The organism is Caballeronia sp. LjRoot29 (genome assembly GCF_964252755.1).
GTDB lineage: Bacteria > Pseudomonadota > Gammaproteobacteria > Burkholderiales > Burkholderiaceae > Caballeronia.
In genome coordinates this window covers 1-24,936 of record NZ_CAXUPU020000039.1, presented here as the reverse complement: position 1 = coordinate 24,936, position 24,936 = coordinate 1, and the positions used below count along the sequence as shown (strand labels likewise).

Here is a 24,936-nt window from a genome sequence, read left to right as displayed (position 1 = left end):
AGCCGGCGTGTACTCAACGTCGCACGGGTCGAACAACGATCTGGACAAACAAGGTAATGCGAAGATGACGAAACGAGGCGTGCCGCGCCTTTCGCCGGTGCCCTGAAGGCCCGGCCAACGAGGCGTTGCAGCGAAGCATGGAGCGAGTGAAGCTGGTGTGCGGTGACTGCCGGATACACGTTTCGACCTCATTCGATACGACAGCGAGAGCGCCATTTTAACCGATACCCATGCCCGTCCGACGCAGGAAACGCAAATCCCCAGGATTCGGGATTGGTGAGTTTGCGATGGCTTGCATGACTTGCTGCATGACGCGCCGCAGCAAAACCAGCGTCAGGCGAACAGCCGCAATAGCGTAAAGACGATCATGCCGACGACGATTGTCCCCAGCATGCCGCGGCGCCAAAGAAACCAGGCGAGACCGCAGAGGGACGCGTAGAGCGCGTGATTCGAGAAAGCGACTGACAGGCCGGTCGATGTTGTCAGAATATCCGGCAAGACGACCGCGACCAGAGCGGCAGCCGGTGCGTAACGCAACGCGCGCTGGACACGTTCGGGCAGGATCATGCGTTCACCGCCGATCAGGAACAAGGCGCGCGTAATGCTCGTGATCAGCCCCATTCCTCCTATAGCCAGCCAGACTTGCGCGGCGCTCACCGCGCGCTCCGGGTGGCCTTGGGGCTGACCGGCGCTTTGTCGAGACCGGATGAAGGATCGAACGAGGGGTTCAGTGGCTCAGTTTCGATGTGACGGGGTGCGGGATTTTCCGCAACGTCTACACGCCTTGTCCCGCCGCTGGTCTTGCGTCGTGCTCCGAGCTTCTCGGCCATGACATCGGCGAATGTTCCTGCAAGCAGGGCCGCCGCCACGGCCAGCGGTAACGAAAGCCGATACGGCAAGTCCAGCGCCACCAAGGCGATCACGCTCGCCACGCCAACGGCCGCGAGCGTGGAGCGCGTGGCAATCGCCGAGACAATCAGCGGGATCAGCGCAAGCGTGCCGGCAAGCTCGAGGCCCCAGTTATCGGGGAAAAGGCTCGCGAGCAGGATTCCCGCTATGGACGAAATCTGCCAGGACGACCAGCTCGTCGCGGCCATGCCCCAGAAAAACGCCTCCTTGCCCGGCTGATATCCGATCGGGAAATTACGCTTCTGGAACATCAGGTAAATGATGTCGCCATTGAAATAGCCGAGCACCAGCCGGCGGCGCAACGGCAGATAGGCGAAATGGGGCGCAAGCCCGGCACTAAAAATGACGAACCGCAAGTTGACCATGGCGGCTGTCAGCAGGATGGTCCAGAGCGGAAGCTTGGCGGCGAACAACGGCAGCACAGCCAGTTGCGATGATCCCGCGTAGACCGCGAGCGACATGCCGAGCGCCTGCGGCACGGTCAGCACCGACTTCGCCATCGCGATGCCTGTGACAAGACCCCACGAGAACGTGGCCGGAACCGCCGGGGAGAGGGTTTTGACGCCATCGAGAAACGCGCGTCGGTTAAGGTCTGACAGCTGGTCGAACATGGATTGGTGCGAGTCGCGGTGTGCTTGTGCGGTGGAGCGGCGAATCCAGCGGATTCGGCGAAGAACGGGCGAAGAACGGCGAAGGCCCGACGACCAGCGCCGACCCGTTGCGGATCGAGACTGAATCACTGTCCAGGATGACTGAAACCCGACTCGAAGCCGCTATGCCGAGCCTTGAATCACGCCGAGTCTTACGTCCCGTCAGGCTGACCGACCCAGAGGCCGGCCTCCGGACGTTCCTCACGGTTTGCTTTCGAACCACGACGCTGACTGCACCTTGAGCACATCGCGCGGCGGCGAAAGGCAAATTATAGCGTCGTGAAAGGCGCCAAATGGCCGACGACGCCCATTTTTTGATCGAAAAGACGCTAAAATGACGGTCTTTGGCCGCCCGGCTGTTTGCCGGTTTTACGCTGGAATCCCCTGCCCCTAGTGCCGTCTCCGGACAGGCGCCCCGGCTCGGAACAGCGAAAGACACGGACGATCAGCCGCTGAAACGCGCTGATGCAAACCGGGCAGCCCACTCAATATCTGCACACTACTCGCCAGGAGAAATCGTATGTCAATGGCCGACCGCGACGGCAAGATCTGGATGGATGGCAAGCTGATCGACTGGCGCGACGCCAACATCCACGTGCTCACCCACACGCTGCACTATGGCATGGGCGTTTTTGAAGGCGTGCGCGCCTACAAGACCGGCAACGGCACGTCGATCTTTCGCCTGAAAGACCACACCAAGCGCCTGCTCAACTCCGCCAAGATCTTCCAGATGGAAGTGCCGTTCGACCATGCAACGCTCGAAGCCGCGCAACTCGAAGTGGTCGGCGTGAACAAGCTGGAATCGTGCTACATCCGGCCGATCATCTGGGTGGGCTCGGAGAAACTGGGGGTATCGGCGAAAGGCAACACCATTCACGTCGCAATTGCCGCGTGGCCGTGGGGCGCCTATCTCGGCGACGACGGCATTGCGAAGGGCATCCGCGTCAAGACGTCATCATTCACGCGCCATCATGTGAATGTGTCCATGGTTCGCGCGAAGGCGTCGGGTTGGTACGTGAACTCGATCCTGGCCAATCAGGAAGCCATCACCGACGGTTACGACGAAGCGCTGCTGCTCGACGTCGACGGCTACGTGTCCGAAGGCTCCGGCGAAAACTTCTTCCTGGTGAACAACGGCAAGCTGTACACGCCGGACCTGGCGTCTTGCCTGGACGGCATCACGCGCGACACGGTCATCACGCTCGCACGCGACTTCGGCATTCAGGTGATCGAAAAGCGCATCACGCGCGACGAGGTCTACACCTGCGACGAAGCCTTCTTCACCGGCACGGCCGCTGAAGTCACGCCGATCCGCGAGTTGGACAATCGCACCATTGGCGAAGGCAAGCGTGGTCCGATCACGGAGAAGCTGCAAAGCGCTTTCTTCGATATCGTGAGCGGCAAGAACGAAAAGTACGCCAGTTGGCTTGCGCAGGTTAAGTAACTTAACGCGCTACCCGACGCATGAAGTACGGCGGTGAGCCGGGTTTTTCGAGTCTTGAGGAATACCGGACTCGAAAACAAGGCTCACCGCGTCCCCAGACTAGAACGAACGAGATTCCTCATGAGCGAACTGAAGGAAATGCCGCTGGTCCAGTTGTCGGCGAAAGATGTGCCGGCGTTTTGCCCGAACCCGAACATGCCGCGCTGGAGCACGCATCCGCGCGTTTTCCTCGATATTTCCCACGGCGAAGCACGTTGTCCGTATTGCGGCACGCGCTATAAGCTGAAAGACGGCGAACACATCAAGGGTCATTGAATCTTCGCGAATTTTCGACTTCGCGGGGACAAGCGGTTTGCGGCTTGAATCACGCCGCCCGCTATTTCTCGCGGTCACTCGTCATGTTGTGCTGCAATCAGCCTATGCTGCCGCCGATCCCGTTGAACCTCACGCTCCGGCCGCGCTCCGTATCCTGAATGCGCTGAAATCACTGAGAGCACAACACCTCGCGCTTCGACATCGGACACTGGATGCCGGGCGCCTTCTCCCAAAATTGCAACAACGCGTCCGCCTGCCAAGGTGTGAGCTGCGTTATTTTTGAGACTGGAACTTACATAGATGCGTCGCGCGTTGGTTATCGCCCCGAACTGGATTGGTGACGCATTGATGGCGCAGCCGCTGTTTTCGCTGCTGAAAAAGCTGCATCCGCGCATGGTCATCGATGCTGTCGCACCCGCCTGGGTCGCGCCCGTGCTGGAACGCATGCCCGAGATCCACGACGTCTACGCCACCGATCTCGCCCACGGCAAGCTGCAAATGCTGCGTCGATGGCAACTCGCGAGCGATCTGCGCGACGTGGGTTACGACGCCGCGTACGTGCTGCCGAACTCGTTCAAGTCGGCGCTGATTCCGTGGATGGCGGGGATCAACCTGCGGGTGGGCTATACGGGTGAGAGCCGTTATGGCCTGCTCAACGTGCGGCACGCGAATCCGGCCAAGGGGCAACGTCCGCCCATGGTGGGCCAGTACGCCGCCCTCGCCTACGCGCCGGGCGCGAAGCTGCCGTGGATGCAGGAAAACGCTACGGTTCCCATGCCGGTGCCGCGACTCGATACCGACCTGAACGAAGCGGCGCGCGTTTCCGCCCGCTTTAATCTCGATACCCGCGCGCCGCTCGTCGTGTTTTGCCCGGGCGCGGAATACGGTCCCGCAAAACGCTGGCCGCCGGAGCATTTCGCGACGCTTGCGCAGTTCATCGCGCAGTCGTTCCCGTATGCGCGGATCGTCGCGCTTGGGTCGCCGAAAGATTCGCCCATCGCACAGGCCATTGCCGATCGCGCGCCGAACGTGCGCAACCTGTGCGGCCAGACGTCTCTCGGCGAAGCCTGCGCGCTGATCTCGCGCGCGAGCGCGGTCGTCACCAACGATTCCGGCCTGATGCATGTTGCCGCCGCGCTGCGCCGCCCGCTGGTGGCCGTGTTCGGCTCGACCGACCCGCGCCACACGCCGCCCCTGTCCGATCTCGCAAAGGTACAATGGCTGCACCTCGAATGCAGTCCTTGCTTTGCCCGCGAGTGTCCGCTGGGTCATTTGAACTGTTTGCGTGAACTCGGCGCCGAGCAGGTTTTCGGCGATTTACGCGGCATGCTGATGATGCAGCATCATTAAAGCGGGTTGTGCTGGAGCGGCTTCGGCGACGCAGCTCAAGAAGATCGAGCGAGTCTGACCGAGCGGGTTTGGCCCGGCCGCTTCGAAGGTTGCTTCATGACTTCGTCAGGGCAACATCCGCCACGCCAGCTTTCCCGGCGCCGTGTCCGCGTCCTCCCGAGTTCCTATCGGCGGCGTGTTTGCGGCTCCTGGCAAGTCCTGACATGCCAATGTCCCTAAGCCGGGGCATGCTTTTGAAACTTGACCGAACCGTCGCGCCTTGCTGTCAGAGAACATCGGCGCCGTGCATCGACCGTTAGAGACCCACTAGCCATGCCACGTTTTGCCCGCCTCTTCGAAGCCGCCGCCGATACCCTCAACGCCTATTACCAGGCTGTCGCGGAGGGCAATATCGACAGCATCATGGCGCTCTGGATCGACGAGGAATTCGCCACGTTTATTTGTGCGGACGGCTCGCATCTGAGCGGCCTGGACAGTATTCGCGCGGGCCTGGCGACGCAACTGGGGAACCAGCCGGTCACGGTCGAGCCGCTCGATATCCGTGTATACGACAGTCTCGGCACCGTGGTGTACGCCATCGCCGAAGCACATCAGCCCTCCGAACCGGGCAGCACGCCCGTCATGGTGTTCAGCACGTATGTAATGGTCCACGAACGTGGTGAATGGCGCATTGCACATATCCACGCTAGTGCGATGCCAGACGAAGCCGCAGGCCAAGTTGCGGCGAAAATGCGACATGGACAAGGTCCACTGCATTGACATCGTTTGTGCGGATCGGCTCGGCGAGGTGGCCGGCGTCCGCGGCTCGACGATTGCTGTCATAGTTTGATCTGCAGACCGTCGGCATCCGTTCGCATCCTGCATCCTGTTTGAAGACGCGCCATGAAACGCGAGCACGCTCATCTCATCCCTGACGCTCCGGCGCTGGAGCCTCCCTCCGCGCTTGAGCAAAACGCCTCGGCCGCTCTCGACGCGGTAAGCCAGGCAACGCTTGAACCACTGGCCGAATGGCTGTACCGGGCGCCTCGATGGCTACCTACCGCGCACGCGCAGACTATTGTTCCGGCGTTATTCGCGCCGCGGCCGGCGGTGAAATATCGACGGGAAAGGTGGAACACCCCGGACGGCGATTTCATCGATCTCGACTGGCTGGCTTATGACGTTGAAGGTGAAGGCAATGAGCGGGGTCATTCCGATGCCGCCACCGCTAACGGCTCGCAACCTTCGCATCCTGCTCCGGGCGAACTCCGCGACGCCGACTCCGTCGCGAAATCGTTCGATGAAGCCGCAAACCGCGGCTCGGGCGCGGCGCCAGCTCCCAACCCGACAGCTCCGCTATTCGTACTCTTCCACGGCCTCGAAGGCAGCTCCGACTCGCATTACGCACGCGTGCTGATGGCCGAAGCGAAGGCGCGCGGCTGGTTTGGCGTCGTGCCGCATTTCCGCAGTTGCGGCGGTTCGATGAATCTCCTTCCGCGCTTCTACCATCTCGCCGATAGCGCCGAAGTCGACTGGGTCTTGCGTCGATTGAAGGCGCAACATGCCGGGCCGGTGATCGCGGCGGGGGTATCGCTGGGCGGCAATGTGCTGTTGCGATGGCTCTGTGAGCAGGAACAGGACGCGACCGCCATCCTGGATGCAGCCGCCGCGATTTCCGCTCCGCTCGATGTCCACGCCGGCGGCCACGCAATATCGCAGGGTTTCGGCATGGTCTATACGCGTAACTTCCTCAAGACGCTCAAGCGCAAGGCGCTGGCGAAACTCGACCAGTATCCCGGCCTGTTCGACCGCGACGCCATGCTCGCGGCCCGCACCATGCACGCCTTCGATAACGCCGTGACCGCGCCCGTTCACGGTTTCCGCGATACCGAGGACTACTGGACCCGAGCGACCACGCGGCCCTATCTGCCGCGCATCGCCATTCCAACGCTGGTTTTGAACGCCCGCAACGATCCGTTCCTGCCTGGGCGCGTGTTGCCGTCGGCGGCGGAAGTTTCGGCGGCGGTCACCCTCGATCAACCCGAGCATGGCGGCCACGTCGGTTTCATGACTGGGCCGTTTCCTGGGCGAATCGACTGGTTGTCGCAGCGGGTTTTCGGCTATTTGCAGACCCATGTGTATCACGTGGATCACCCGCATCACGCTCCACACCAAACGGATTCCGAGCATGGATGAGATTGTCAAACAGGCGCTGGCCAAATGGCCGAACGTTCCGCATTGCACCGGCTGGCTGCTGCTCGACCGGCGCGGCCAGTGGCGCATGCGTGACGACGCCACGCAGGCAGCAGGCCTTCCCGGCGATATCATCCGGCACGACGCGTTGCTGGGTTTCATCAACCGCAATTACGCCGCCGATGCCGACGGCCAGTGGTTCTTCCAAAACGGCCCGCAGCGCGTGTATGTAGAACTGGGATACACGCCGTGGATCGTGCGGCTGAGTGAACTGGAAGGCGCGCTGCGGTTAACCGATCACGCAGGCGGGCAGTTTGAGCCGACGGCAGTTTGGCTCGACGATGAAGGCGGTGTGCTGTTTTCGGACGGCACCGATGTGTCGGAAGGAGCCCGTTCGCTCCGTATCGCCGCATTGCACGATCACGATCTCGATCTGTTTTCCACGCACGCCGATCTCGACGATGACAACGGCGTATTCCATTTCGCCGCTGGCCTGGACCTGACGCTGGGGCATATCGAACGAGTGGATGTACCGGGCAAGTTTGGCTTCGTCACCAGTCCGGCGGCGAGGGCGGCGGCGTCGTAAAGCTTCCTAACTATCGTCCTTCTCCAACTCGCGCTCTTCCTTGTAGCGTGCCTGGAAGTCGCGCAGGCGCGCCGAAATCGTCGATAAATCGTAGAAGCTCGCGCTCTTGAGATCGCGGGCCGCTTCCAATTGCCGGATTGCGGAAGGCCACGCGCCATTGAGCGCAAGCTTCTCGGCCATGGCGCGATGCTGCTGCATCGGATCATTCGCGCCGACACTCGCCTGCGCCAGATATCGCCACCAGTCGGGCTGGGTCGGATCGTCGCGCGTTTCGCGGCGGGCGAGCGTCTGGGCATCGGTGAATCGATGCGCCGATAACAACGCCTGCAAGTGCGTTTCGACGGCAGCATGGGAATCGGGCCAGCGCTCTTGAGCGATTTCGGCGAGATGGACGGCTTCGGCGCCGTGACCTGAGAGGCGCGCGATCTCGGCGGCGAGGACATCGAGACTCGGCGAACTGCGGGGCACACGGCTTGTTACGACGATGGGGCTAAGGTTCACGGTTGGGGCGGTTGACGAACTCGCAGCATTTAGGGATGCGAGAGCCGTGCTGGCGAGCGAGGCGACATCGATCGATGGTGCGCTTGCAGCGCTTTTTTCAACGCGTTGTGCAGTGGCGCTTCCGGACGATTCCAGCGATGCCGGCGGCGTGGCCGCCGCGCTTTGCCGGAGTTGCGGACGCGACCGGTCGCCCGCTTCACTCGTGATCGATACCGGCCGTGTCCCTGAGGCGCTCGACCTCATCCGGCGTGATTCCGCCGATATAGACCGCATGCCCGGCTCGCGTTTTGCCGCACTCGCGTCCGAATTCCCCGCCACGTCGCGACTCTCAAACGCCCGCCGCGCTTCACCCAGCGCTTCAGTGGCCGCGCCGTAATCGCCGACCAGCGTCTGCGCGAGCGCGATTCCGTACCAGTTCGCCGATACATTCAGCGCGGTTTCATCGTTGATTTCAGAGCGCAAGCGGCTGGCGATATCGCGATATTCACTCGCCGACTTCCCCTGCAACACGCGCGCCCGCGCCCGCACAAAACCGTACTCCGGACCCTGCCGGGGTTGTCGATACGACACCCGGCGTGCCCGGTCCTCCATATCGGCCATGCGTTCGCCGGTCAGCGGATGCGTGCGCAGATACGGCGGCAGGCCGTTATCGCCCATGGCCGTACGGTCGAGGCGCGCGAAAAAGGCAACCATTGCGTAGGGATCGTAGCCGGCCGCGCTCAGCATCTGGAAGCCGACGCGGTCCGCCTCGCGCTCCGCCGCGCGCGAAAAACGCAACTGGCTATCGATAGCGAAGGCCTGCCCGCCCATCGCGATGCCCATGCCCAGGTCGCCGCTATGCGCCACCACGCCCGCCAGCAGACCGAACAGCATGGCCGCGAGCGCCGCGTAAGTGCTGCGCTCGCCCGTGCTCATCATGCGAGCGATGTGCCGCTGCAGCACGTGCCCCATCTCGTGTCCGACCACCGATGCCAGCTCCGACTCGGTTTCGGTCGTGGCAATCAGGCCCGTGTTCACGCCGATGAAACCACCGGGCATCGAAAACGCGTTGATTTGCGGATCGCGGACGGGGAAGAGATCGAAGTCGGGCAGATAGCTGCCGATATATTGCGATGTCGCCGCCGCCGATAACCGCGCCGCAATCGAGTTCAGGTAGTCGCGGATGAGCCAGTCGTCGAGATAATCGGGATCGCGGCGCAGATCGCGCATCAGCCGTTCGCCGATGCGACGCTCGGCTTGCGGGGTCAGCGTGCCGCCGGAACCATCGCCGAGATCGGGCAACTGGAGCGTGTTCATCGATGCCTGGAGACCCGCTTTTTCACCCGGACGGTTCGCGAAACGGGTTTCGGCGCCGCCGTAGAGACCGAAGACGTTGGCGTCGATGCTTGGGTTTGTCGCCCGAGATGGTGCGGGATCCGGGCGGGGGACGGTGGTGAGCGGGGTGTTCGATGTGTTCGACGTATTCGCACTTTGCGCGGCCGAAACCGCTTGCGCGAACGCGCCCGGCGGCACGGCCACGGTCAGGCACAACACGGCGGCAACTAGTCGATTTGGACGCATGGCAAACTCTGCTATACGGTCACCGAGGCGGCTCGCGGCCATCGGCCGAAACGCTGCGAACGGATAAGCGAAAACGACTTGAAAGGCTTATCGTAGCAGCGTGCGCCCGGCTGGACCACCCGTGCGCCGCTGTTATGATGAGCGCCCGTTGCAAGGAGAGTTTATGTCCGGACTTACACATTTCGATGCTTCTGGCGAAGCCCACATGGTCGATGTCGGCGATAAAAGCGAGACGCGTCGCGTGGCAATCGCGCGCGGGTCGATCGTCATGCTACCCGCCACGCTCGCGCTGATCCGCGACGGCAAGGCTAAAAAAGGCGATGTGCTCGGCGTCGCGCGAATCGCAGCGATCCAGGGCGCGAAACGCACCTCAGATCTGATCCCGTTATGCCACCCGCTGGCATTGACGCGAGTGGCGGTGGATTTTTCGATCGATGAAAATTTGCCGGGCGTGTTTTGCGAAGTACGCGTGGAAACGGTCGGGCGTACCGGCGTGGAGATGGAAGCGCTGACCGCCGTGCAAGTGGGACTGCTGACGGTTTATGACATGTGCAAAGCGGTGGATCGCGGAATGACGATCACCAATGTCAAAGTGCTGGAGAAGCACGGCGGGAAATCGGGGGATTGGGTGGTGGGGAGTTGAGCGTGGAACGCCTCCGTTTTAGCCAAGAAAAAGGCAGTTCCAACGCGAGTCGGAACTGCCTTTGCTTTAACCCTGATCGATCTCTTCGAACTCAAGACTTTCGGTCTCATCGAGTTATCGATCAGGCCGCCCCTCAATCATCGTCATCACTGTCATCGTCATTAGTCGTCGGTGCCGGCACGCCATACATCTTCATCAGTTCTGCCTTAAACCCGGCGAGCGGCTTGCCCTGTTCATCCAGTAACTGATAAACGTCCGACAGCTGTTGCGGCCAGTCGTGAAGCTCGGTGGAGAATATCTTCAACCGGGCGATGGTATCGAGCGCGTCCTGCGATTGTCCCGCCAACGCCTGCAACACCGCATAACGCCGCAACACCGTTTCCCCCGGCAACAACGCCAGCGCCTGACGATGCATCGCGAGCTTCGTCGCAAGGTCCTGGCTGTTCATCGGCAGCAATGTCGCGGCGCCGTATTCACCCCACGCTCGGAACAAAAACGACGGATCCGCACGATATTGCTCAGCCGGCTGCGAACCGTAATAGAGCACTTCCGAGCGGTTGTAATCGCGCAAGATAGGGTACAGCGAAGCAAGTCCAAGCACCACCAGCACAACATACAAACCATAAGAAAACGGCCGCGATACCCACCGCAACGGCCGCGTTTCGAGCAAGCCAAAAATCAGCATCGCGGGCATCAGGTAGAACATGTACTGCTGGGGATACTCAACAAGCGCGTGCATCATCAGCACGCCCAGCAGCGACAACGCGAAAATCCGCGCAGGTGTATGCGGCGCACGCAGCACGCGGACGAGCCAGCAGCCCACGCTGAACACGATGATCGCCATGCCGAGCAGACCGGTTTTCGCAAGCAAGTCGATGAAGATATCGTGCGAATTATTCGCAATCTCAACACCACCCAGCTCCCGCACAAACTCGAACTGATGCAGCGGAAACTCACCCCAGCCGACACCCAGCAACGGATGCGTCAGGAACATGGTCCAGCCGTACTTCCACAGCGCAAGCCGCGGCGCAATCTGGTTCGCGTCCTGCATCCGCTCGGCCGCCGATTGACCGAGTTCAAGCTGAAAACGCAAGTTCGCCCAGCGAATCACCGCGTTCACGGCGAAGAACAAGACCAGCAACACGATCGGAATCAACCACGCGCGCATTTTGCTGCTGCGAGCCGCCTGGCTAGCAAGTCCATCCGGGTCATCGGCCACGGTCGAACGGCCCTGAATGAAGGCCATCCAGAGTCCGCCGAATACGATCACGCCCATCTGCAACCAAGGTCCGCGCGATACGGTTAGCGCGAGACCTGCTGAAAATATCGCGGACAAGACGAACCAGACGACCACCGGCAACCGTCGTGTCTGCACCAGATACAGCGCACCCGCCGTCGCGAACGCAATGTAGGTGGCCAAGTGATTCGCCTGCGCCATGTTGCCGAACGGCCGACGTTCGATCGTGACGTTGTAAGCCACCACGAACGGCGAAAACTTCGACTCCATGTGGAACAACTGCACAACTTGGCAAAACACGGCGAACAGCCCACCGACGATCAACGCCGCCGCGCCCCAGCGCAACACCTTCTCGCCAAGACCCGCGCGCACGAAGCCATAACCCGTATGCACCGCGATAAACGATGCCAGCAAATAGCCGCCGCCGAGCCAGTTCATCGACGGCTGCGACACGGGCAAAACCACGGTCTGCGCCACGAGAAGAAGCCCAAGCACAAGCGGCATCAACGCGATAACCGGAGTCGCGAATGGCACGCGCGGCTCGGACATCCGCACGATCAGCGCCATTCCCCCGCCAAGCATCAGGAACAGTGCAAGCGCGCTGAACTCGGCGTAGAAGGTCGGAATGGGATAGGTGTGGTTGACGACCGCGAACGGGATCGTCAGCGCCAGACAGAGGGCAGCAAGAGAAAGGTAGCGCGCGATGTTTGAAGGCATGTGGGGTCGGGAACGTCGGCAACCGGCGCACTATACAAAAAATTACTCATGCTGTGCGGCGCCTGGCAGGAAATGCGCCGAAATCACCGTCATTCCTGAAAATTCCGTGGTGGTTTCGGCAAAACATCGAGACTGCCCGCAATCCGCGTGCTCGCTCACAAGCGTCACGACGACGAAGCACCGCGATTACGGTTTCATGCGGACAGCCTTTCAGCTTTACTCAAAGCCTCTCGACTCGCTAAGTCCGGCATTCCGGCGGAGCGAGATTAGGCGGTAATGTGGGTGCTTCCGAAGGTGAAGGACCCGCGCCCGGCGCCGGCAAGGAAGACGCCGTTTTCGTGGCGGCGAAACATTCCCACGTGATCGATCCAGCCTGAACCGAACCCTTCGTCAGAACGGTACGTGCCGTCGGCGTCTCGGCGTTGTCCGGCGTTGACGGCACAAGCACCAGCGTATTCGATCCAGCCGGCGCCACACGCGTGGAAAACGCGATAGTGACCTGCCCGTTGGTATCGTCGACGTGAATTGACTCCACGTTCCGCGTTCCCGGCGGCGACGAATATCCACCACCCAAGTCAGAGCCGCTCGCGGCATTTTCTGCCACCGCCAACCGTGCCGACGACGCCAGCGACAAACCCTCGCCCACCCGGCTACGCGCCAGATAATCCTGATAAGCCGGAATGGCATACGCCGCCACCACGCCAACAATGGCCAGCACGATCATCAACTCGATCAACGTGAAACCCATCCCGAAGCGCCGTTTCTTGCCGCGCGTAACCAGCCTTCGAAACCACGCCTTACCGCTACTCGCTCCATCTACCCTGCACACCGCTGCTGTCATTGCTGCTGCCATTGCGAACCCCCAAAAAGACGAAGCGCCTGGTTGCGTAATGCAATCCAGACGCTTCGATCTTATTGAGTACAAACCGGTCCCAACAGTCAGCCTGACGGCCTATGGCTTGACCGAAAATCAGTGCGCGACTTTCGCTTCCCTGGCCAACACACGCCGCCGAAAGTACCAGCCGCAAGCCAGCACCAGCACCGCGCCGGCCACGTGCGCCGTGTACTCGGCGCCCAGCACATTCAATGCGGGCCAGCGGTCCAGAAACGGATCATCGATCATCAATCCGCCTGCGATCCACCCGAGCAAACCAGCGCCGAGTGCAATCACGATCGGGAATTTATCGAGCAGCTTGAGCACCAGCGTGCTGCCCCACACGATCAACGGAATACTCACCAGCAAGCCAAATATAACCAGCGCCAATCGATGCTGCGGATCGGCCGCTTCTGCAGCACCGGCGACGGCGATCACGTTGTCGAGGCTCATCACGGCATCGGCCACGATGATCGTCTTGACCGCGGCCCAAAGCTGGTCGGTCGGCTTGATATCCGGGTCGCTGTGATCCGGCATCATCAGCTTCACGCCGATCCACAACAACATCAGCCCGCCGACGAACTTGAGGAATGGGATATCGAGCAGCACGACGGCAAATGCAATCAACGCGACCCGCAGCACGATGGCGCCGAGCGTACCGAGCAGCACGCCGCGCGTGCGTTGCTCTGCCGGCAAGTTCCTGCAGGCGAGCGCGATGACAACGGCGTTATCGCCGCCGAGGAGGATATCGATAACGATAATCTGTAGAACAGCGCCCCAATGGAGCGTGGCGAAAAATTCGAGCATGAAAAACCAATAAACGATAACGACAGAAAAAACGCGCGATAAAAAAAGCGGGGAAGCCTTAGCTCCCCCGCTTTTAGAACCGACGTTTTACGAAAGGCTTACGCAAGCATAGCGCAGCCCCGCGTTTTCTGTCGATCAGCCGTTCCTGAAACCCTTACAGCATCGCCTTCAACAGACGCGCCATTTCCGACGGGTTCTTCGTAACGGTGATACCGCATGCTTCCATGATTTCCAGCTTGGCATCGGCCGTATCCGCACCGCCCGAAATCAGCGCGCCTGCGTGACCCATGCGCTTGCCGGCCGGAGCCGTGACGCCCGCGATGAAGCCAACCACCGGCTTCTTCATGTTGTCCTTGATCCAGTAAGCCGCGTTCGCTTCGTCCGGGCCGCCGATCTCGCCGATCATGATCACGGCGTCCGTGTCGGGATCGTCGTTGAACATCTTCATGACGTCGATGTGCTTCAGACCGTTGATCGGATCGCCGCCAATACCGACTGCCGACGACTGGCCAAGGCCAATAGCCGTCAACTGGCCAACCGCTTCGTACGTGAGCGTGCCCGAACGCGACACCACGCCAATGCGGCCTTTACGGTGGATATGACCCGGCATGATGCCGATCTTCAGTTCGTCCGGCGTGATCGTGCCCGGGCAATTCGGTCCGAGCAGCAGCGTCTTGCGATTTTCGCGACGCATACGGTCCTTGATCTCGAGCATGTCGCGCACGGGAATGCCTTCCGTGATGCAGATGGCGAGATCCAGGTCGGCTTCGACCGCTTCCCAGATTGCAGCAGCCGCGCCAGCCGGCGGCACGTAGATCACCGAAACGGTTGCACCCGTTTCAGCCTTCGCTTCCGCGACGCTTGCGTAGATTGGGATGCCTTCGAAATCTTCGCCGGCCCGCTTCGGGTTCACGCCCGCCACGTACGCTTCACGGCCGTTCGCATACTCGCGGCAAGCGCGGGTGTGGAACTGACCGGTCTTGCCGGTAATACCCTGGGTGATGACCTTGGTGTCTTTGTTGATCAGAATCGACATAGTTGTGACCTCTGTTCGTCGACGCCGCCCGCGCCTCGAATGCTCATGGAGCACTCAGGCACGCACGCCGCCTTTCGTGTCTGGTGGAACGCTCGTAATTGCCGGATTAAACCTGGCGCTTACTTGCCCTCGGCTGCCGCGACAACCTTCTGCGCAGCTTCTTCCATGCTGTCGGCCGCGATGATCGGCAAGCCTGAATCCGCCAGCATCTTCTTGCCGAGATCTTCGTTCGTGCCCTTCATGCGCACGACCAGAGGCACCTTCAGCGACACAGCCTTCGACGCTTCGATCACGCCTTCCGCGATCACATCGCAGCGCATGATGCCGCCGAAGATGTTCACGAGGATTGCCTTGAGGTTCGGGTTCTTCAACATGATCTTGAAGGCTTCCGTAACCTTCTCGGTCGTCGCACCGCCGCCCACGTCAAGGAAGTTGGCCGGCTCGCCGCCGAACAGCTTGATCGTGTCCATGGTGGCCATTGCCAGACCCGCGCCGTTCACCAGGCAGCCGATGTTGCCATCGAGCGAGATGTAGGCCAGATCGAACTTCGACGCTTCCACTTCAGCCGGATCTTCTTCGTCGATATCGCGATACGCGACGATGTCCGGGTGACGGAACAGCGCGTTAGCGTCGAAGTTGAACTTGGCGTCGAGTGCGATCACCTTGCCGTCGCCGGTGACGATCAGCGGGTTGATTTCGGCCAGCGATGCGTCCGTTTCCCAGAATGCCTTGTACAGGCCTTGCAGGATCGCGCGCGCTTGCGGGATCGAGCCTTCCGGAATACCGATCTTGCGCGAGAGGTCGTCGGCATCTTTGTCGAGCAGACCCGTCGACGGCTCGACGGCGAACTTGTGCAGCAGTTCCGGCGTCTTTTCCGCGACTTCTTCGATGTCCATGCCGCCTTCGCTCGATGCCATCACCACGACTTTCTGCGTGATACGGTCGAGCACGAGGCCGATGTACAGTTCCTTCTTGATGTCCGCGCCTTCTTCGATCAGCAGGCGGTTCACCTTTTGGCCTTCAGGGCCGGTCTGGTGCGTGACGAGCTGCATACCGAGGATCTGGTTCGAATATTCGCGAACCTGTTCCAGCGTCTTTGCAACCTTCACGCCGCCGCCCTTACCGCGACCGCCAGCGTGAATCTGAGCCTTGACGACCCATACCGGGCCGCCCAGCTCTTCTGCGGCCTTGACCGCATCGTCCACCGAGAACACGGGCTTGCCGCGCGGGACCGCGACGCCGAACTTCCGCAGGATTTCCTTTCCCTGGTACTCGTGAATCTTCATGCGTGATTCCTTCAGTCTGAGAGTTGGATTGAACTTCGATTACGTGGATTAATGAGTTGCCTGAATTACTTGCTCGATTTACTTGGAATACCTGAATTACGTTCAGCGTCGCTTCCCGCGTGAAAAGACCACACGTCCGAAGTCACGCTGATGTTTCCTGGTCGGCCAGTTCTCGGAACCTGCTCTCGCTAAATTCGCTTAGGGTCGACTAATCCCGATTAATTTCGCTGAGCCGGCTCCACTTCGCTTCCGGCCTTTTTGGAGTTGTCCTGATCCGCTATCCGGTCTGCCGCGCCACGAGGCGCGTGGCCAAACCAGCGCGGATAATATTGCCGAACAGCTTCGCCGTCGAAACGCAATGCGTTGCAACGTCCAAGCTGGAATGGGGGTTTGTCGGTTTCTGCTGCGTTGTTTGATGCGCTGTCTGCTGCGTTGTTGCTTGCTGAATTTTCCGCTGATTTGCCCGGCGCGCCGCCTTTTTCGGTGTTCCACACTTCGCCGGCGAACGCCTGGATAGCGGCTGTGGGCAACACGGCGCAGAGTTCGGTGATGTGCGTGCAACCGGTCGTTCCAGCGAGCAAACGGCTGGATTCACGACGGAAATTTTGCACAAGATTGAGGCCGATGAGCGCGCGATAAGCAGGGTTCGATGCTGCGCAAAGACCGGCATAGGGAGCCCACTCGGACGCCGCTTCGGCGTCGACGATAGTGAACGTGCGGTCGATGGTGATACGCACCCAGAGTTCATGGATCGGCAGGCCTTTAGGCCGGACGCCCGCCGCGAGTTTGACGTCGCGCGGCTTTTCATCGGTTAGACAGGCTTCGATATCCCACAAGCCATCTTCACGCTCAAACGCTTCCATTCGAATCGCGCGGCGATGGCGCAACTGTCGGGAAACGGGCGGAGAAAGCGGCATGTGCAGAGGAAGGCCGTAATGAGAAAACGCCGAAATTTTACCATACTGAGCATTCTCAGCCGAACCGGGTTGCCGCAGGGAAGCTTGAAGGGCAATGAGGAGGCTTGAGCAAAGGTTTGTTTCGATATGGCCGCGAGCGGCGGGGAATTCCGCTCAACAATGGGGTTCGCATCGTAGGGTCAAAATAACGCCCACGCCTATTCGTCGATAAATTCGTCTTCGCCCGCTTTCAGCACTTTCACGATCGTCCCGCCGTTGAATCCACGCGTCGCGAGAAAACGCGCTTGTTTTGCGCGTTCGGCCGGCGTGGTTGGCAGTTCGCCGAACTTCTTGCTCCAGACGTCGCGAGCGCGGGCGAGCTCGGTTTTGTTCAGTTCGGCGCCCGCGTCCTGAATCAGCGTTTCGTCGATACCGTTGCGCTTCAACTCATGAACGATCCGGTTTGTGCCAAGCCGAGTGCCCCGCCGATGAACTACGCTCTCGACAAATCGCTCATTCGATAACCACCCTTCTTGCTCGAGCGCGTCGAGCAAGGTATCGAGGGAATCGCCTTCGTCGAGATGCGGCGTCAGCTTGCGGGACAGCTCGGCGCGACTATGTTCTCGACGCGATAAGTAACCCAGCGCTCGGCCACGTAAGGATAATTGCGGCCCCTTGCGCTTGGAATCGCTGGTTGCGGAAGCTTTGCCACGTCCGGTGGATCCGCGCGAATAGACCGATTCGGCGTTTTGGCTTTCGCTGACCGTGTCCGCCGCTAATGGCGCGCATTGTTCGAAAGGCTCGAATGGATCAGCTACGCCCACACCGATGCCGATGTCTCGCTCGATGCCCGGAGAAATGACCGGCGTTTTCGATTGCGATTTCCGCGCAGCTTTTGCAGGCAGGGCCTGTGATTGAACAAGAGCCTGTTCCAGCACCGCTCGAGCGCGCCTTAGGCGCTCCTCGGCATCGATCACTTCGAATTCAGCGGCCGAATCAGGCGGCGCGGATTCACTTCGATGCTCGTCAATACGCGGCGCCGCTACGCTTTCAGCGCTTTCGGGGATTTGCTCGTCCGCGGGTTTTGCAGACTTCGATGTTTTGCGACGGCTGGTGTTCCGATCGGTCGATCGCTCGAAAACGTCTTCACCGTCAGCAGGCTGAGGTGACGATTTGCTACTGGAGGCCGGACCAGCCGCTTTGCGTCCAGACAACCCGCCGCGTCCAAATTTGCTTCGGTCACTCGATCGCTCGTATTCAGCGGGCGCATCTGCCGATGCACTCTTCGCAGATGCCCGCGCCGACGCCCCACCACCGCCGAACGATCCGCGCTTCGGATATGCACGATCACTCGACCGTTCATACACCGGCTCGCTGTCCTCCGTCGTTGCTCCGTCAGCCTCTTTTAAACTCGCGGCAATTGCCTCAGCTTTGCTAGTGCGAGACGACAGGCTTGAATCGCCTACGCGCCCAAAGCTGCTTTTCCTGGCAAAGCTACTGTTACCACTGCTGCTGCCAGCACTCTTGCCGCTTGAAAACCCACCGCCCTTACTAAATCCAGTGCTTACGCTCTTCTCGCCAGAAACCCCGCCGCTCTTCGAGAAGCTGTTTCCAAACGAACGACGCGCCGGCGCAGATCCCTCCGCACCGGCGCGTTCGCTTGCTGCTGCGCGGAATCGATCGCTACTTCTCTCATAGCGAGCAACCCCTTCCTCGGCGCCGAGACTTTCGTCTTCGTCACTGATGGACTTCGAGCCGTCCGGATCTTCCTTTACGTCCTGCTCCGCGTCACGATTTGAATCGCGACCAGTTTTTGATCCGAACCGGCTCTTGCTGCGCATCATCTTTACCGCCTAAAACTCATTCTTCTTCATCCGCCACTTCGGCAACGCCCGGTGCCAGTGCGTCGGCCATTGCATTGACGCCCAGAGACTCGCGAATCCGATTTTCGATTTCGCGCGCCATTTCAGGATTCTCACGCAGGAATTCACGTGCGTTGTCCTTACCTTGGCCAATCCGCTCGCCGTTGTAGCTGTACCAGGCGCCGGCTTTATCCACCAGCTTGGCTTGCACGCCCAAGTCGATGATTTCACCCTGACGCGAGATACCTTCACCGTAGAGGATGTCGAAGATGGCTTCGCGGAACGGCGGCGCAACCTTGTTCTTCACCACCTTCACGCGCGTTTCGTTGCCGATCACTTCGTCGTTCTTCTTGATCGAACCGATACGGCGAATGTCCAGACGCACCGATGCATAAAACTTCAACGCATTACCACCCGTGGTGGTTTCCGGATTGCCGAACATCACGCCAATCTTCATGCGGATCTGGTTGATGAAGATCACCAGGCAGTTTGTGCGCTTGATCGTGCCGGTCAACTTGCGCAGCGCCTGCGACATCAAACGTGCTTGCAAACCAGGCAACGAGTCGCCCATTTCGCCTTCGATTTCAGCCTTCGGCACCAGCGCCGCGACCGAGTCGATCACGATCATGTCGATGGAACCTGAGCGCACGAGTGCATCGCAGATTTCCAGCGCCTGTTCGCCCGTGTCCGGCTGCGAGATCAGCAGGTCCGACGGACTCACGCCGAGCTTTTGCGCGTAACCGATGTCAAGCGCGTGTTCCGCGTCAATAAACGCTGCCGTGCCACCGACCTTCTGCATTTCCGCAATCACTTGCAGGGCCAGCGTGGTCTTGCCCGACGATTCCGGACCGTAGATTTCCACTACGCGTCCACGCGGCAAGCCCCCAACGCCCAATGCAATATCCAGTCCGAGCGAACCGGTCGACACCACTTGAATGTCTTCAATGGCTTCGCCAGCGCCGAGTCGCATGATCGACCCCTTGCCGAATTGCTTCTCGATCTGCGCGAGCGCGACGGCAAGCGCCTTGCTCTTCTCTGCAGACATCCCGCCCGGGCCTTTCTTGCTATCTTCCATGAATCGTCCTTTGCTATGATGAACGGCGTCTGGCGCATGCCCTTGGGAGTTTTTTCCTGCTGGGCGCACTGCTGCAGACACTGTATAAAAAAACAGGTGTTTTTGCAAGTCCGATCGAAGCGCGTAGTTTCAGCGCCACGTTCGACCCATGCGAAACACCACTACACCTGGAGACCGCCGCGCCGGGCGAATTGCGGTGCCGGCAATGCTTTTTGCGCACACTACGATGCGAATCCTCATTGCCGAAGACGACAGCATACTCGCGGATGGTCTCATTCGATCACTCCGCCAATCGGGCTATGCCGTGGATCACGTGCGGCACGGCGTGGACGCCGACAACGCACTTTCGCTCCAGACTTTCGACCTTTTGATCCTTGATCTAGGCTTGCCGATGATGTCCGGCCTGGAGGTCCTGCGACGCCTCAGAGCCCGCAATTCCCAGATGCCCGTGCTTATCCTGACAGCCGCCGACAGTGTCGACGAACGCGTCAAGGGCCTCGATCTCGGCGCCGACGATTACATGGCCAAACCGTTCGCGCTGAACGAGCTCGAAGCCCGCGTGCGCGCCCTTACGCGGCGCGGCGCGGGCGGCGGTCCGACTGTTGTCAAACATGGCGCGCTCGCGTTCGATCAAGTCGGGCGGATTGCGTCGATCAACGACCAGGTCATCGAGTTATCGGCACGTGAACTCGGTGTGCTTGAAGTCCTGTTGCAACGGGTTGGCCGGCTGGTCTCGAAGGAACAGCTCGTCAACCACCTTTGCGAGTGGGGCGAGGAAGTCAGCAATAACGCGATCGAAGTCTATGTCCATCGGCTAAGAAAAAAAATCGAGCCCGGCGGGGCGCGGATCATAACCGTTCGCGGGTTAGGCTATAGCCTTGAAAAAGCCGTTGCCGCGGTGGCCGCCTCTGTACCGCCCTCCCCGGTAAACGCCGACGAGCCTGTCTCGCCCAGCCCGCAGCACAAGTAACACGTAACCACGAGTAATCACGCCATGGGCTCGCCAGCATCCCCCGAGCGCGCCGCTCCGGCGTTGCGCGAGCTGTCACGTGCTCCGCCGGATTTGCCGGAAGCCGATCCCGACGCATCCCGCGACGCGCGTTATGCGAATCCGTTCGCGCCGCCCGACGAGCTCGAGCCCGACGGCGAGCCCGCACCGCGTTCGCTATTCGGCGAGATCCTGGACTGGATGCTCGCGCCGCTGCTGCTCCTGTGGCCCATGAGCATTGCGGTCACGTATCTCGTCGCCAAGTCGATTGCCAACGGGCCATTCGACCGCGCGCTGGAGACGGATGCGTACGTGCTCGCGCGGCAGATCGCGCCGGTGAACGGCGTCGCGGAGTTGCGGCTGCCGAACGCCACGCGCGACTTCCTGCGCGCGGACAACGTGGACAGCGTGTTTTTCCAGGTGCTGGGTACGCGCGGCGAACTCGTAGGTGGCGACGCCGATATGCCCTTGCCTCACGACGATGACCGGCCGCAACCCGGCATCGTGGAGTTCCGTGACGATGTGCTGCGCGGCAACGATATCCGCGTCGCTTATACGACGGTGGAAGCACCGACGCTCTCTCACCCGGTGCTGGTCCAGGTGGCCGAGACGCTCGATAAACGTAGCCAGTTGGCCAACGACATCATCAAGGGCGTGATCCTGCCGCAGTTCGTGATCTTGCCGCTGGCTATCGTGCTGGTCTGGTTCGGGTTGTCGCGCGGACTCGCGCCGCTGCATGCTCTGCAAGCGAATATTCGCGCCCGTCGTCCCGATGATCTTTCACCGCTAGAAGCAAGCCGCGCGCCGCCGGAAATCGCGCCGTTGGTGGCGTCGTTCAACGATCTGCTCAACCGGCTCGAGCAGAACATGCAGTTGCAGAAGCGGTTCATAGCCGACGCCGCGCATCAGATGAAGACGCCGCTCGCGGGTTTGAGGACGCAGGCGGAGCTGGCGTTGCGGCAGGATGTATCGGCGGAAGTGCAGCGTTCGCTTGAACAGATAGCGACGAGTTCCGAGCACGCGGCGCGGCTGGTGACGCAACTGCTTGCGCTCGCTCGGGCGGAGAACCGGATGTCGGGGCAGATTTTCTCGCGCGTGGAGTTGACCGATCTCGCGCGGCTCGCCGTGCGCGACTGGGTGCAGGCCGCGTTGGCCAAACGGATGGACATTGGCTATGAGGAACCGCCGAATCCGGTCGAGGTTGAAGGCAATGCGGTGATGTTGCGCGAAATGCTGTCGAATCTTATCGATAACGCCATTCGCTACACGCCACCGGGCGGCCGAATCACGGTCCGTGTTCGCACCGACGAGTCCGATACGCGGCACGTCTTTCTCGAAGTGGAAGACACGGGTTTGGGCATTCCTGAAGCGGAACGGGGGCGCGTGGTGGAACGGTTCTATCGCATTCTCGGTCGCGAAGGCGATGGCAGCGGACTGGGTCTGGCAATCGTCCGGGAGATCGTGACGATGCACGGCGGCACCCTCGATATAGACGATCACGTGTACAGCGAAGCACCGCGACAAGCAGGAACGCTTGTACGAGTGGGCTTAAAGCGGGTTTATCCTGCCCGGGACAAACCCTGATCGAGGCTGGCCCCTCATATTGTCAGAAACCGATTTAAACGGATGTTAGCCAACTTATTGACGTAGAAGATGACATATTTGCTGAATTTAGAGCAATAGGAAGACAAGAAAGCGTCTCAACGCCCACCCCTTCCTCGTCAGAACGCCGTAAGTTTTCCCTCCAATAATCGTTGCACGGCGCTGCTATCCGCGGAGGCCATTCAAAGATCAATACAGGAGACGACTTCATGGCAACGGTCGAGGGGCGCATTTCCCACGCACCGATGACGAGCGAAGAACGGCGCGTGATTTTCGCGTCATCGCTAGGCACGGTGTTCGAGTGGTATGACTTTTATCTGGCGGGCTCGCTTGCCATCTATATAAGCAGGACGTTCTTCTCCGGCGTCAATCCGACGGCCGCCTTCATCTTCACCTTGCTCGGCTTTGCGGCGGGTTTTGCCGTGCGGCCGTTCGGCGCGATTGTGTTCGGGCGTCTCGGCGATATGGTCGGGCGCAAGTACACCTTCCTCGTGACCATCGTGATCATGGGTCTGTCGACGTTCGTGGTCGGGCTGTTGCCTGGATACGGCACGATCGGGATTGCGGCGCCTGTGCTCTTCATCGCGATGCGGCTGCTGCAAGGGCTCGCGCTCGGCGGGGAATACGGCGGCGCGGCGACTTACGTCGCGGAACATGCGCCTTCCAACAAGCGCGGCGCGTGGACGGCGTGGATCCAGACGACGGCTACGCTTGGGCTGTTCATCTCGCTGATCGTGATCTTGCTGGTGCGGAGTTCGGTTGGTGAGGAAACGTTCGGTGCGTGGGCTTGGCGTATTCCGTTCCTGGTGTCGATCCTGCTTCTCGCTGTGTCTGTCTGGATCCGGTTGAAGCTGCACGAATCGCCGGTGTTCGAGCGCATCAAGGCGGAAGGCAAGACGTCGAAAGCGCCGCTGACCGAAGCGTTCGGCCAATGGAAGAACCTCAAGATCGTGCTGCTCGCGCTGTTCGGGCTGACGATGGGACAGGCCGTGGTTTGGTACACGGGCCAGTTCTACACGCTGTTTTTCCTGACGCAGACGCTGAAGGTTGACGGCACGAGCGCCAACATCATGGTGGCGGTGGCGTTGCTGATCGGCACGCCGTTCTTCCTGTTCTTCGGGTCGCTGTCCGATAAGATCGGGCGCAAGCCGATCATCATGGCCGGGTGCCTGATTGCCGCCCTAACGTACTTCCCGCTCTTTCACGCGCTGGCTCACTACACGAATCCGACGCTGGAAGCCGCGACGGTCAAGGCGCCGATTAGCGTGATTGCCAACCCGGAGGAGTGTTCGTTCCAGTTCAACCCGGTGGGGACATCGAAATTCACTACCTCCTGCGATATTGCCAAGGGCGCGTTGTCGAAGGCCGGTTTGAACTACGAGAACGTGGCAGCGCCAGCCGGGACGATCGCGCAGATCAAGGTGGGCGACACCGTGGTCAATACGTATGACGGCAAGGCCGCTGATGCGAAGGTCCAGGGCGCTGCGTTCGACAAGACGCTGGCTGGCACGCTGAAGTCGGCGGGTTATCCGGCGAAGGCTGATCCGGCGCTGATCAACTGGCCGATGGCGATTGTCGTCCTGACCATCATGATGATCTACGTGACGATGGTTTATGGGCCGATTGCCGCGATGCTCGTCGAGATGTTCCCGGCGCGGATCCGGTACACGTCGATGTCGCTGCCTTATCACATTGGTAATGGCTGGTTCGGCGGGTTCTTGCCGGCGACGGCGTTTGCTATCGTGGCCGCGAAGGGGAATATTTTCTCGGGGCTGTGGTATCCGATTGTGATCGCGCTGGCGGCGTTCGTGATCGGGATGCTGTTTGTGAAGGAGACAAGGGGGACGGCGGTTTATGACTCGGATTGATTTTCGGGGGTCGTTTTCCGAGCTATCTTGTCTCTTGGAATGAGCCTGGAAGGGGTTGACAGGTTTCGCAACCCTCTTCATAATCTCGATCTCTTGGCGAATTAGCTCAGCCGGTTAGAGCGACGGAATCATAATCCGCAGGTCCGGGGTTCGAATCCCTGATTCGCCACCAAGTTGTAAAGAAAGCCGCTGCTTCGAAAGAAGTAGCGGCTTTTTGTTTGGCTGCGTACCAGACCGGATCCGGATACAGGTCTTGGCGAATATCGAATTTCCAGTGCTGAGTTAGGGCCCGCGTCGCATCCTTTCATAAATTCTTCATCCGCTAAGGTGGTCGTGCCGTCCCTCACCGCGAAAGGCTACGAACGCAGCAAGACCTTTTCCCTGACGGACTACGCAAGGCCGAACCACGCTTTGACTCTTGTCCACTAAGTCAATTGGAAGTCCGTCAACGGTTGTTGATAGTCCGCGAGCGTGTAGTTCGACCGATGAGAAGTAAATGATTGTGGAGATGATGGCGGCGTGACGTCGTCCTGCGGGGGAATTCGCTGCTGCCGGTCT

At 60.4% G+C, this 24,936-nt stretch carries 21 protein-coding genes and 1 tRNA gene; 11 read left to right on the top strand and 11 right to left on the bottom strand.

What is annotated here, in order from left to right; genetic code table 11:
• Window positions 1-333: 333 nt before the first annotated feature.
• The gene (locus ACSQ83_RS30135; protein ID WP_414966581.1) at window positions 334-657 is read right to left on the bottom strand and encodes an AzlD domain-containing protein; all 324 of its coding nucleotides are present in this window, start codon (window positions 655-657) and stop codon (window positions 334-336) included.
• On the bottom strand, window positions 654-1,520 hold the full coding sequence (locus ACSQ83_RS30130; RefSeq protein ID WP_436230651.1) for an AzlC family ABC transporter permease: 867 nt from the start codon (window positions 1,518-1,520) through the stop codon (window positions 654-656). Before ACSQ83_RS30130 ends, ACSQ83_RS30135 begins: the two co-directional genes overlap by 4 nt.
• 559 nt (window positions 1,521-2,079) lie before the next feature.
• On the opposite strand from ACSQ83_RS30130, the gene ACSQ83_RS30125 reads away from it, so the two are divergent.
• From ACSQ83_RS30125 to ACSQ83_RS30100, 6 genes are all read left to right on the top strand, one after another.
• Window positions 2,080-3,003 (top strand): branched-chain amino acid transaminase, encoded by a 924-nt coding sequence (locus tag ACSQ83_RS30125; protein ID WP_414950257.1) that lies wholly within the window; start codon window positions 2,080-2,082, stop codon window positions 3,001-3,003.
• A 120-nt stretch (window positions 3,004-3,123) separates the two neighbouring features.
• Window positions 3,124-3,318, top strand: coding sequence for a zinc-finger domain-containing protein (locus ACSQ83_RS30120; protein ID WP_031359576.1), 195 nt, complete (start codon window positions 3,124-3,126; stop codon window positions 3,316-3,318).
• Window positions 3,319-3,618: 300 nt separating this feature from the next.
• Window positions 3,619-4,668, top strand: coding sequence for a lipopolysaccharide heptosyltransferase II (gene waaF, locus ACSQ83_RS30115; protein ID WP_414950256.1), 1,050 nt, complete (start codon window positions 3,619-3,621; stop codon window positions 4,666-4,668).
• A gap of 312 nt (window positions 4,669-4,980) precedes the next feature.
• On the top strand, window positions 4,981-5,427 hold the full coding sequence (locus ACSQ83_RS30110; RefSeq protein ID WP_414966579.1) for a nuclear transport factor 2 family protein: 447 nt from the start codon (window positions 4,981-4,983) through the stop codon (window positions 5,425-5,427).
• 123 nt (window positions 5,428-5,550) lie between these two features.
• A complete protein-coding gene (locus ACSQ83_RS30105; RefSeq protein ID WP_436230650.1) occupies window positions 5,551-6,843 on the top strand; it encodes a YheT family hydrolase in 1,293 nt (430 codons plus the stop codon).
• A complete protein-coding gene (locus ACSQ83_RS30100) occupies window positions 6,836-7,426 on the top strand; it encodes a DUF2946 family protein (RefSeq protein ID WP_436230649.1) in 591 nt (196 codons plus the stop codon). The genes ACSQ83_RS30105 and ACSQ83_RS30100 overlap by 8 nt, the downstream gene beginning before the upstream one ends.
• Before the next feature lie 6 nt (window positions 7,427-7,432).
• On the opposite strand, the gene ACSQ83_RS30095 is transcribed toward ACSQ83_RS30100, so the two are convergent.
• Complete coding sequence (locus ACSQ83_RS30095; RefSeq protein WP_436230648.1) at window positions 7,433-9,487, bottom strand: M48 family metalloprotease; 2,055 nt, start codon at window positions 9,485-9,487, stop codon at window positions 7,433-7,435.
• 163 nt (window positions 9,488-9,650) lie between these two features.
• Here ACSQ83_RS30095 and moaC point away from each other — a divergent pair, with 163 nt between their 5' ends.
• The gene (gene moaC / locus ACSQ83_RS30090; protein WP_414950251.1) at window positions 9,651-10,130 is read left to right on the top strand and encodes a cyclic pyranopterin monophosphate synthase MoaC; all 480 of its coding nucleotides are present in this window, start codon (window positions 9,651-9,653) and stop codon (window positions 10,128-10,130) included.
• 133 nt (window positions 10,131-10,263) lie between these two features.
• On the opposite strand, the gene ACSQ83_RS30085 is transcribed toward moaC, so the two are convergent.
• The 8 genes from ACSQ83_RS30085 to recA form a co-directional block, all read right to left on the bottom strand.
• On the bottom strand, window positions 10,264-12,084 hold the full coding sequence (locus ACSQ83_RS30085; protein WP_436230647.1) for a PglL family O-oligosaccharyltransferase: 1,821 nt from the start codon (window positions 12,082-12,084) through the stop codon (window positions 10,264-10,266).
• Between the two features lie 238 nt (window positions 12,085-12,322).
• Window positions 12,323-12,937 (bottom strand): pilin, encoded by a 615-nt coding sequence (locus ACSQ83_RS30080; RefSeq protein ID WP_436230646.1) that lies wholly within the window; start codon window positions 12,935-12,937, stop codon window positions 12,323-12,325.
• A 117-nt stretch (window positions 12,938-13,054) separates the two neighbouring features.
• Window positions 13,055-13,765 (bottom strand): TerC family protein, encoded by a 711-nt coding sequence (locus ACSQ83_RS30075; protein WP_414950248.1) that lies wholly within the window; start codon window positions 13,763-13,765, stop codon window positions 13,055-13,057.
• A 154-nt stretch (window positions 13,766-13,919) separates the two neighbouring features.
• Window positions 13,920-14,801, bottom strand: a complete 882-nt coding sequence (sucD, locus tag ACSQ83_RS30070) for a succinate--CoA ligase subunit alpha (protein WP_031359567.1) — start codon at window positions 14,799-14,801, stop codon at window positions 13,920-13,922.
• A gap of 119 nt (window positions 14,802-14,920) precedes the next feature.
• Window positions 14,921-16,102, bottom strand: coding sequence for an ADP-forming succinate--CoA ligase subunit beta (sucC, locus tag ACSQ83_RS30065; RefSeq protein WP_414950294.1), 1,182 nt, complete (start codon window positions 16,100-16,102; stop codon window positions 14,921-14,923).
• 203 nt (window positions 16,103-16,305) lie between these two features.
• Window positions 16,306-17,004: a DUF2889 domain-containing protein gene (locus ACSQ83_RS30060; RefSeq protein ID WP_436230645.1), complete on the bottom strand. Its 699-nt coding sequence runs from the start codon at window positions 17,002-17,004 to the stop codon at window positions 16,306-16,308.
• A 197-nt stretch (window positions 17,005-17,201) separates the two neighbouring features.
• The gene (gene recX / locus ACSQ83_RS30055) at window positions 17,202-18,350 is read right to left on the bottom strand and encodes a recombination regulator RecX (protein ID WP_436230644.1); all 1,149 of its coding nucleotides are present in this window, start codon (window positions 18,348-18,350) and stop codon (window positions 17,202-17,204) included.
• A gap of 493 nt (window positions 18,351-18,843) precedes the next feature.
• On the bottom strand, window positions 18,844-19,920 hold the full coding sequence (gene recA / locus ACSQ83_RS30050; protein ID WP_299716559.1) for a recombinase RecA: 1,077 nt from the start codon (window positions 19,918-19,920) through the stop codon (window positions 18,844-18,846).
• Between the two features lie 226 nt (window positions 19,921-20,146).
• On the opposite strand from recA, the gene ACSQ83_RS30045 reads away from it, so the two are divergent.
• From ACSQ83_RS30045 to ACSQ83_RS30030, 4 genes are all read left to right on the top strand, one after another.
• Window positions 20,147-20,890, top strand: coding sequence for a response regulator (locus ACSQ83_RS30045; RefSeq protein WP_436230643.1), 744 nt, complete (start codon window positions 20,147-20,149; stop codon window positions 20,888-20,890).
• Between the two features lie 24 nt (window positions 20,891-20,914).
• Window positions 20,915-22,492 (top strand): sensor histidine kinase, encoded by a 1,578-nt coding sequence (locus ACSQ83_RS30040; protein ID WP_414950244.1) that lies wholly within the window; start codon window positions 20,915-20,917, stop codon window positions 22,490-22,492.
• A gap of 227 nt (window positions 22,493-22,719) precedes the next feature.
• Window positions 22,720-24,378, top strand: coding sequence for an MFS transporter (locus ACSQ83_RS30035; protein WP_436230642.1), 1,659 nt, complete (start codon window positions 22,720-22,722; stop codon window positions 24,376-24,378).
• 95 nt (window positions 24,379-24,473) lie between these two features.
• Window positions 24,474-24,550 (top strand) — tRNA-Met (locus tag ACSQ83_RS30030).
• The last annotated feature ends 386 nt before the right edge of the window (window positions 24,551-24,936 follow it).

Bases quoted from the DNA above. Each gene is read 5' to 3' on its own strand.
- ACSQ83_RS30130 (WP_436230651.1), bottom strand. From the start codon at position 1,520: ATGTTCGACCAGCTGTCAGACCTTAACCGACGCGCGTTTCTCGATGGC.
- recA (WP_299716559.1), bottom strand. From the start codon at position 19,920: ATGGAAGATAGCAAGAAAGGCCCGGGCGGGATGTCTGCAGAGAAGAGC.
- ACSQ83_RS30125 (WP_414950257.1), top strand. From the start codon at position 2,080: ATGTCAATGGCCGACCGCGACGGCAAGATCTGGATGGATGGCAAGCTG.
- sucD (WP_031359567.1), bottom strand. From the start codon at position 14,801: ATGTCGATTCTGATCAACAAAGACACCAAGGTCATCACCCAGGGTATT.
- ACSQ83_RS30045 (WP_436230643.1), top strand. From the start codon at position 20,147: ATGCGAATCCTCATTGCCGAAGACGACAGCATACTCGCGGATGGTCTC.
- ACSQ83_RS30075 (WP_414950248.1), bottom strand. From the start codon at position 13,765: ATGCTCGAATTTTTCGCCACGCTCCATTGGGGCGCTGTTCTACAGATT.
- ACSQ83_RS30095 (WP_436230648.1), bottom strand. From the start codon at position 9,487: ATGCGTCCAAATCGACTAGTTGCCGCCGTGTTGTGCCTGACCGTGGCC.
- ACSQ83_RS30035 (WP_436230642.1), top strand. From the start codon at position 22,720: ATGGCAACGGTCGAGGGGCGCATTTCCCACGCACCGATGACGAGCGAA.
- ACSQ83_RS30060 (WP_436230645.1), bottom strand. From the start codon at position 17,004: ATGCCGCTTTCTCCGCCCGTTTCCCGACAGTTGCGCCATCGCCGCGCG.
- ACSQ83_RS30100 (WP_436230649.1), top strand. From the start codon at position 6,836: ATGGATGAGATTGTCAAACAGGCGCTGGCCAAATGGCCGAACGTTCCG.
- ACSQ83_RS30120 (WP_031359576.1), top strand. From the start codon at position 3,124: ATGAGCGAACTGAAGGAAATGCCGCTGGTCCAGTTGTCGGCGAAAGAT.
- ACSQ83_RS30085 (WP_436230647.1), bottom strand. From the start codon at position 12,084: ATGCCTTCAAACATCGCGCGCTACCTTTCTCTTGCTGCCCTCTGTCTG.
- ACSQ83_RS30080 (WP_436230646.1), bottom strand. From the start codon at position 12,937: ATGGCAGCAGCAATGACAGCAGCGGTGTGCAGGGTAGATGGAGCGAGT.
- ACSQ83_RS30040 (WP_414950244.1), top strand. From the start codon at position 20,915: ATGGGCTCGCCAGCATCCCCCGAGCGCGCCGCTCCGGCGTTGCGCGAG.
- moaC (WP_414950251.1), top strand. From the start codon at position 9,651: ATGTCCGGACTTACACATTTCGATGCTTCTGGCGAAGCCCACATGGTC.
- waaF (WP_414950256.1), top strand. From the start codon at position 3,619: ATGCGTCGCGCGTTGGTTATCGCCCCGAACTGGATTGGTGACGCATTG.
- ACSQ83_RS30110 (WP_414966579.1), top strand. From the start codon at position 4,981: ATGCCACGTTTTGCCCGCCTCTTCGAAGCCGCCGCCGATACCCTCAAC.
- ACSQ83_RS30105 (WP_436230650.1), top strand. From the start codon at position 5,551: ATGAAACGCGAGCACGCTCATCTCATCCCTGACGCTCCGGCGCTGGAG.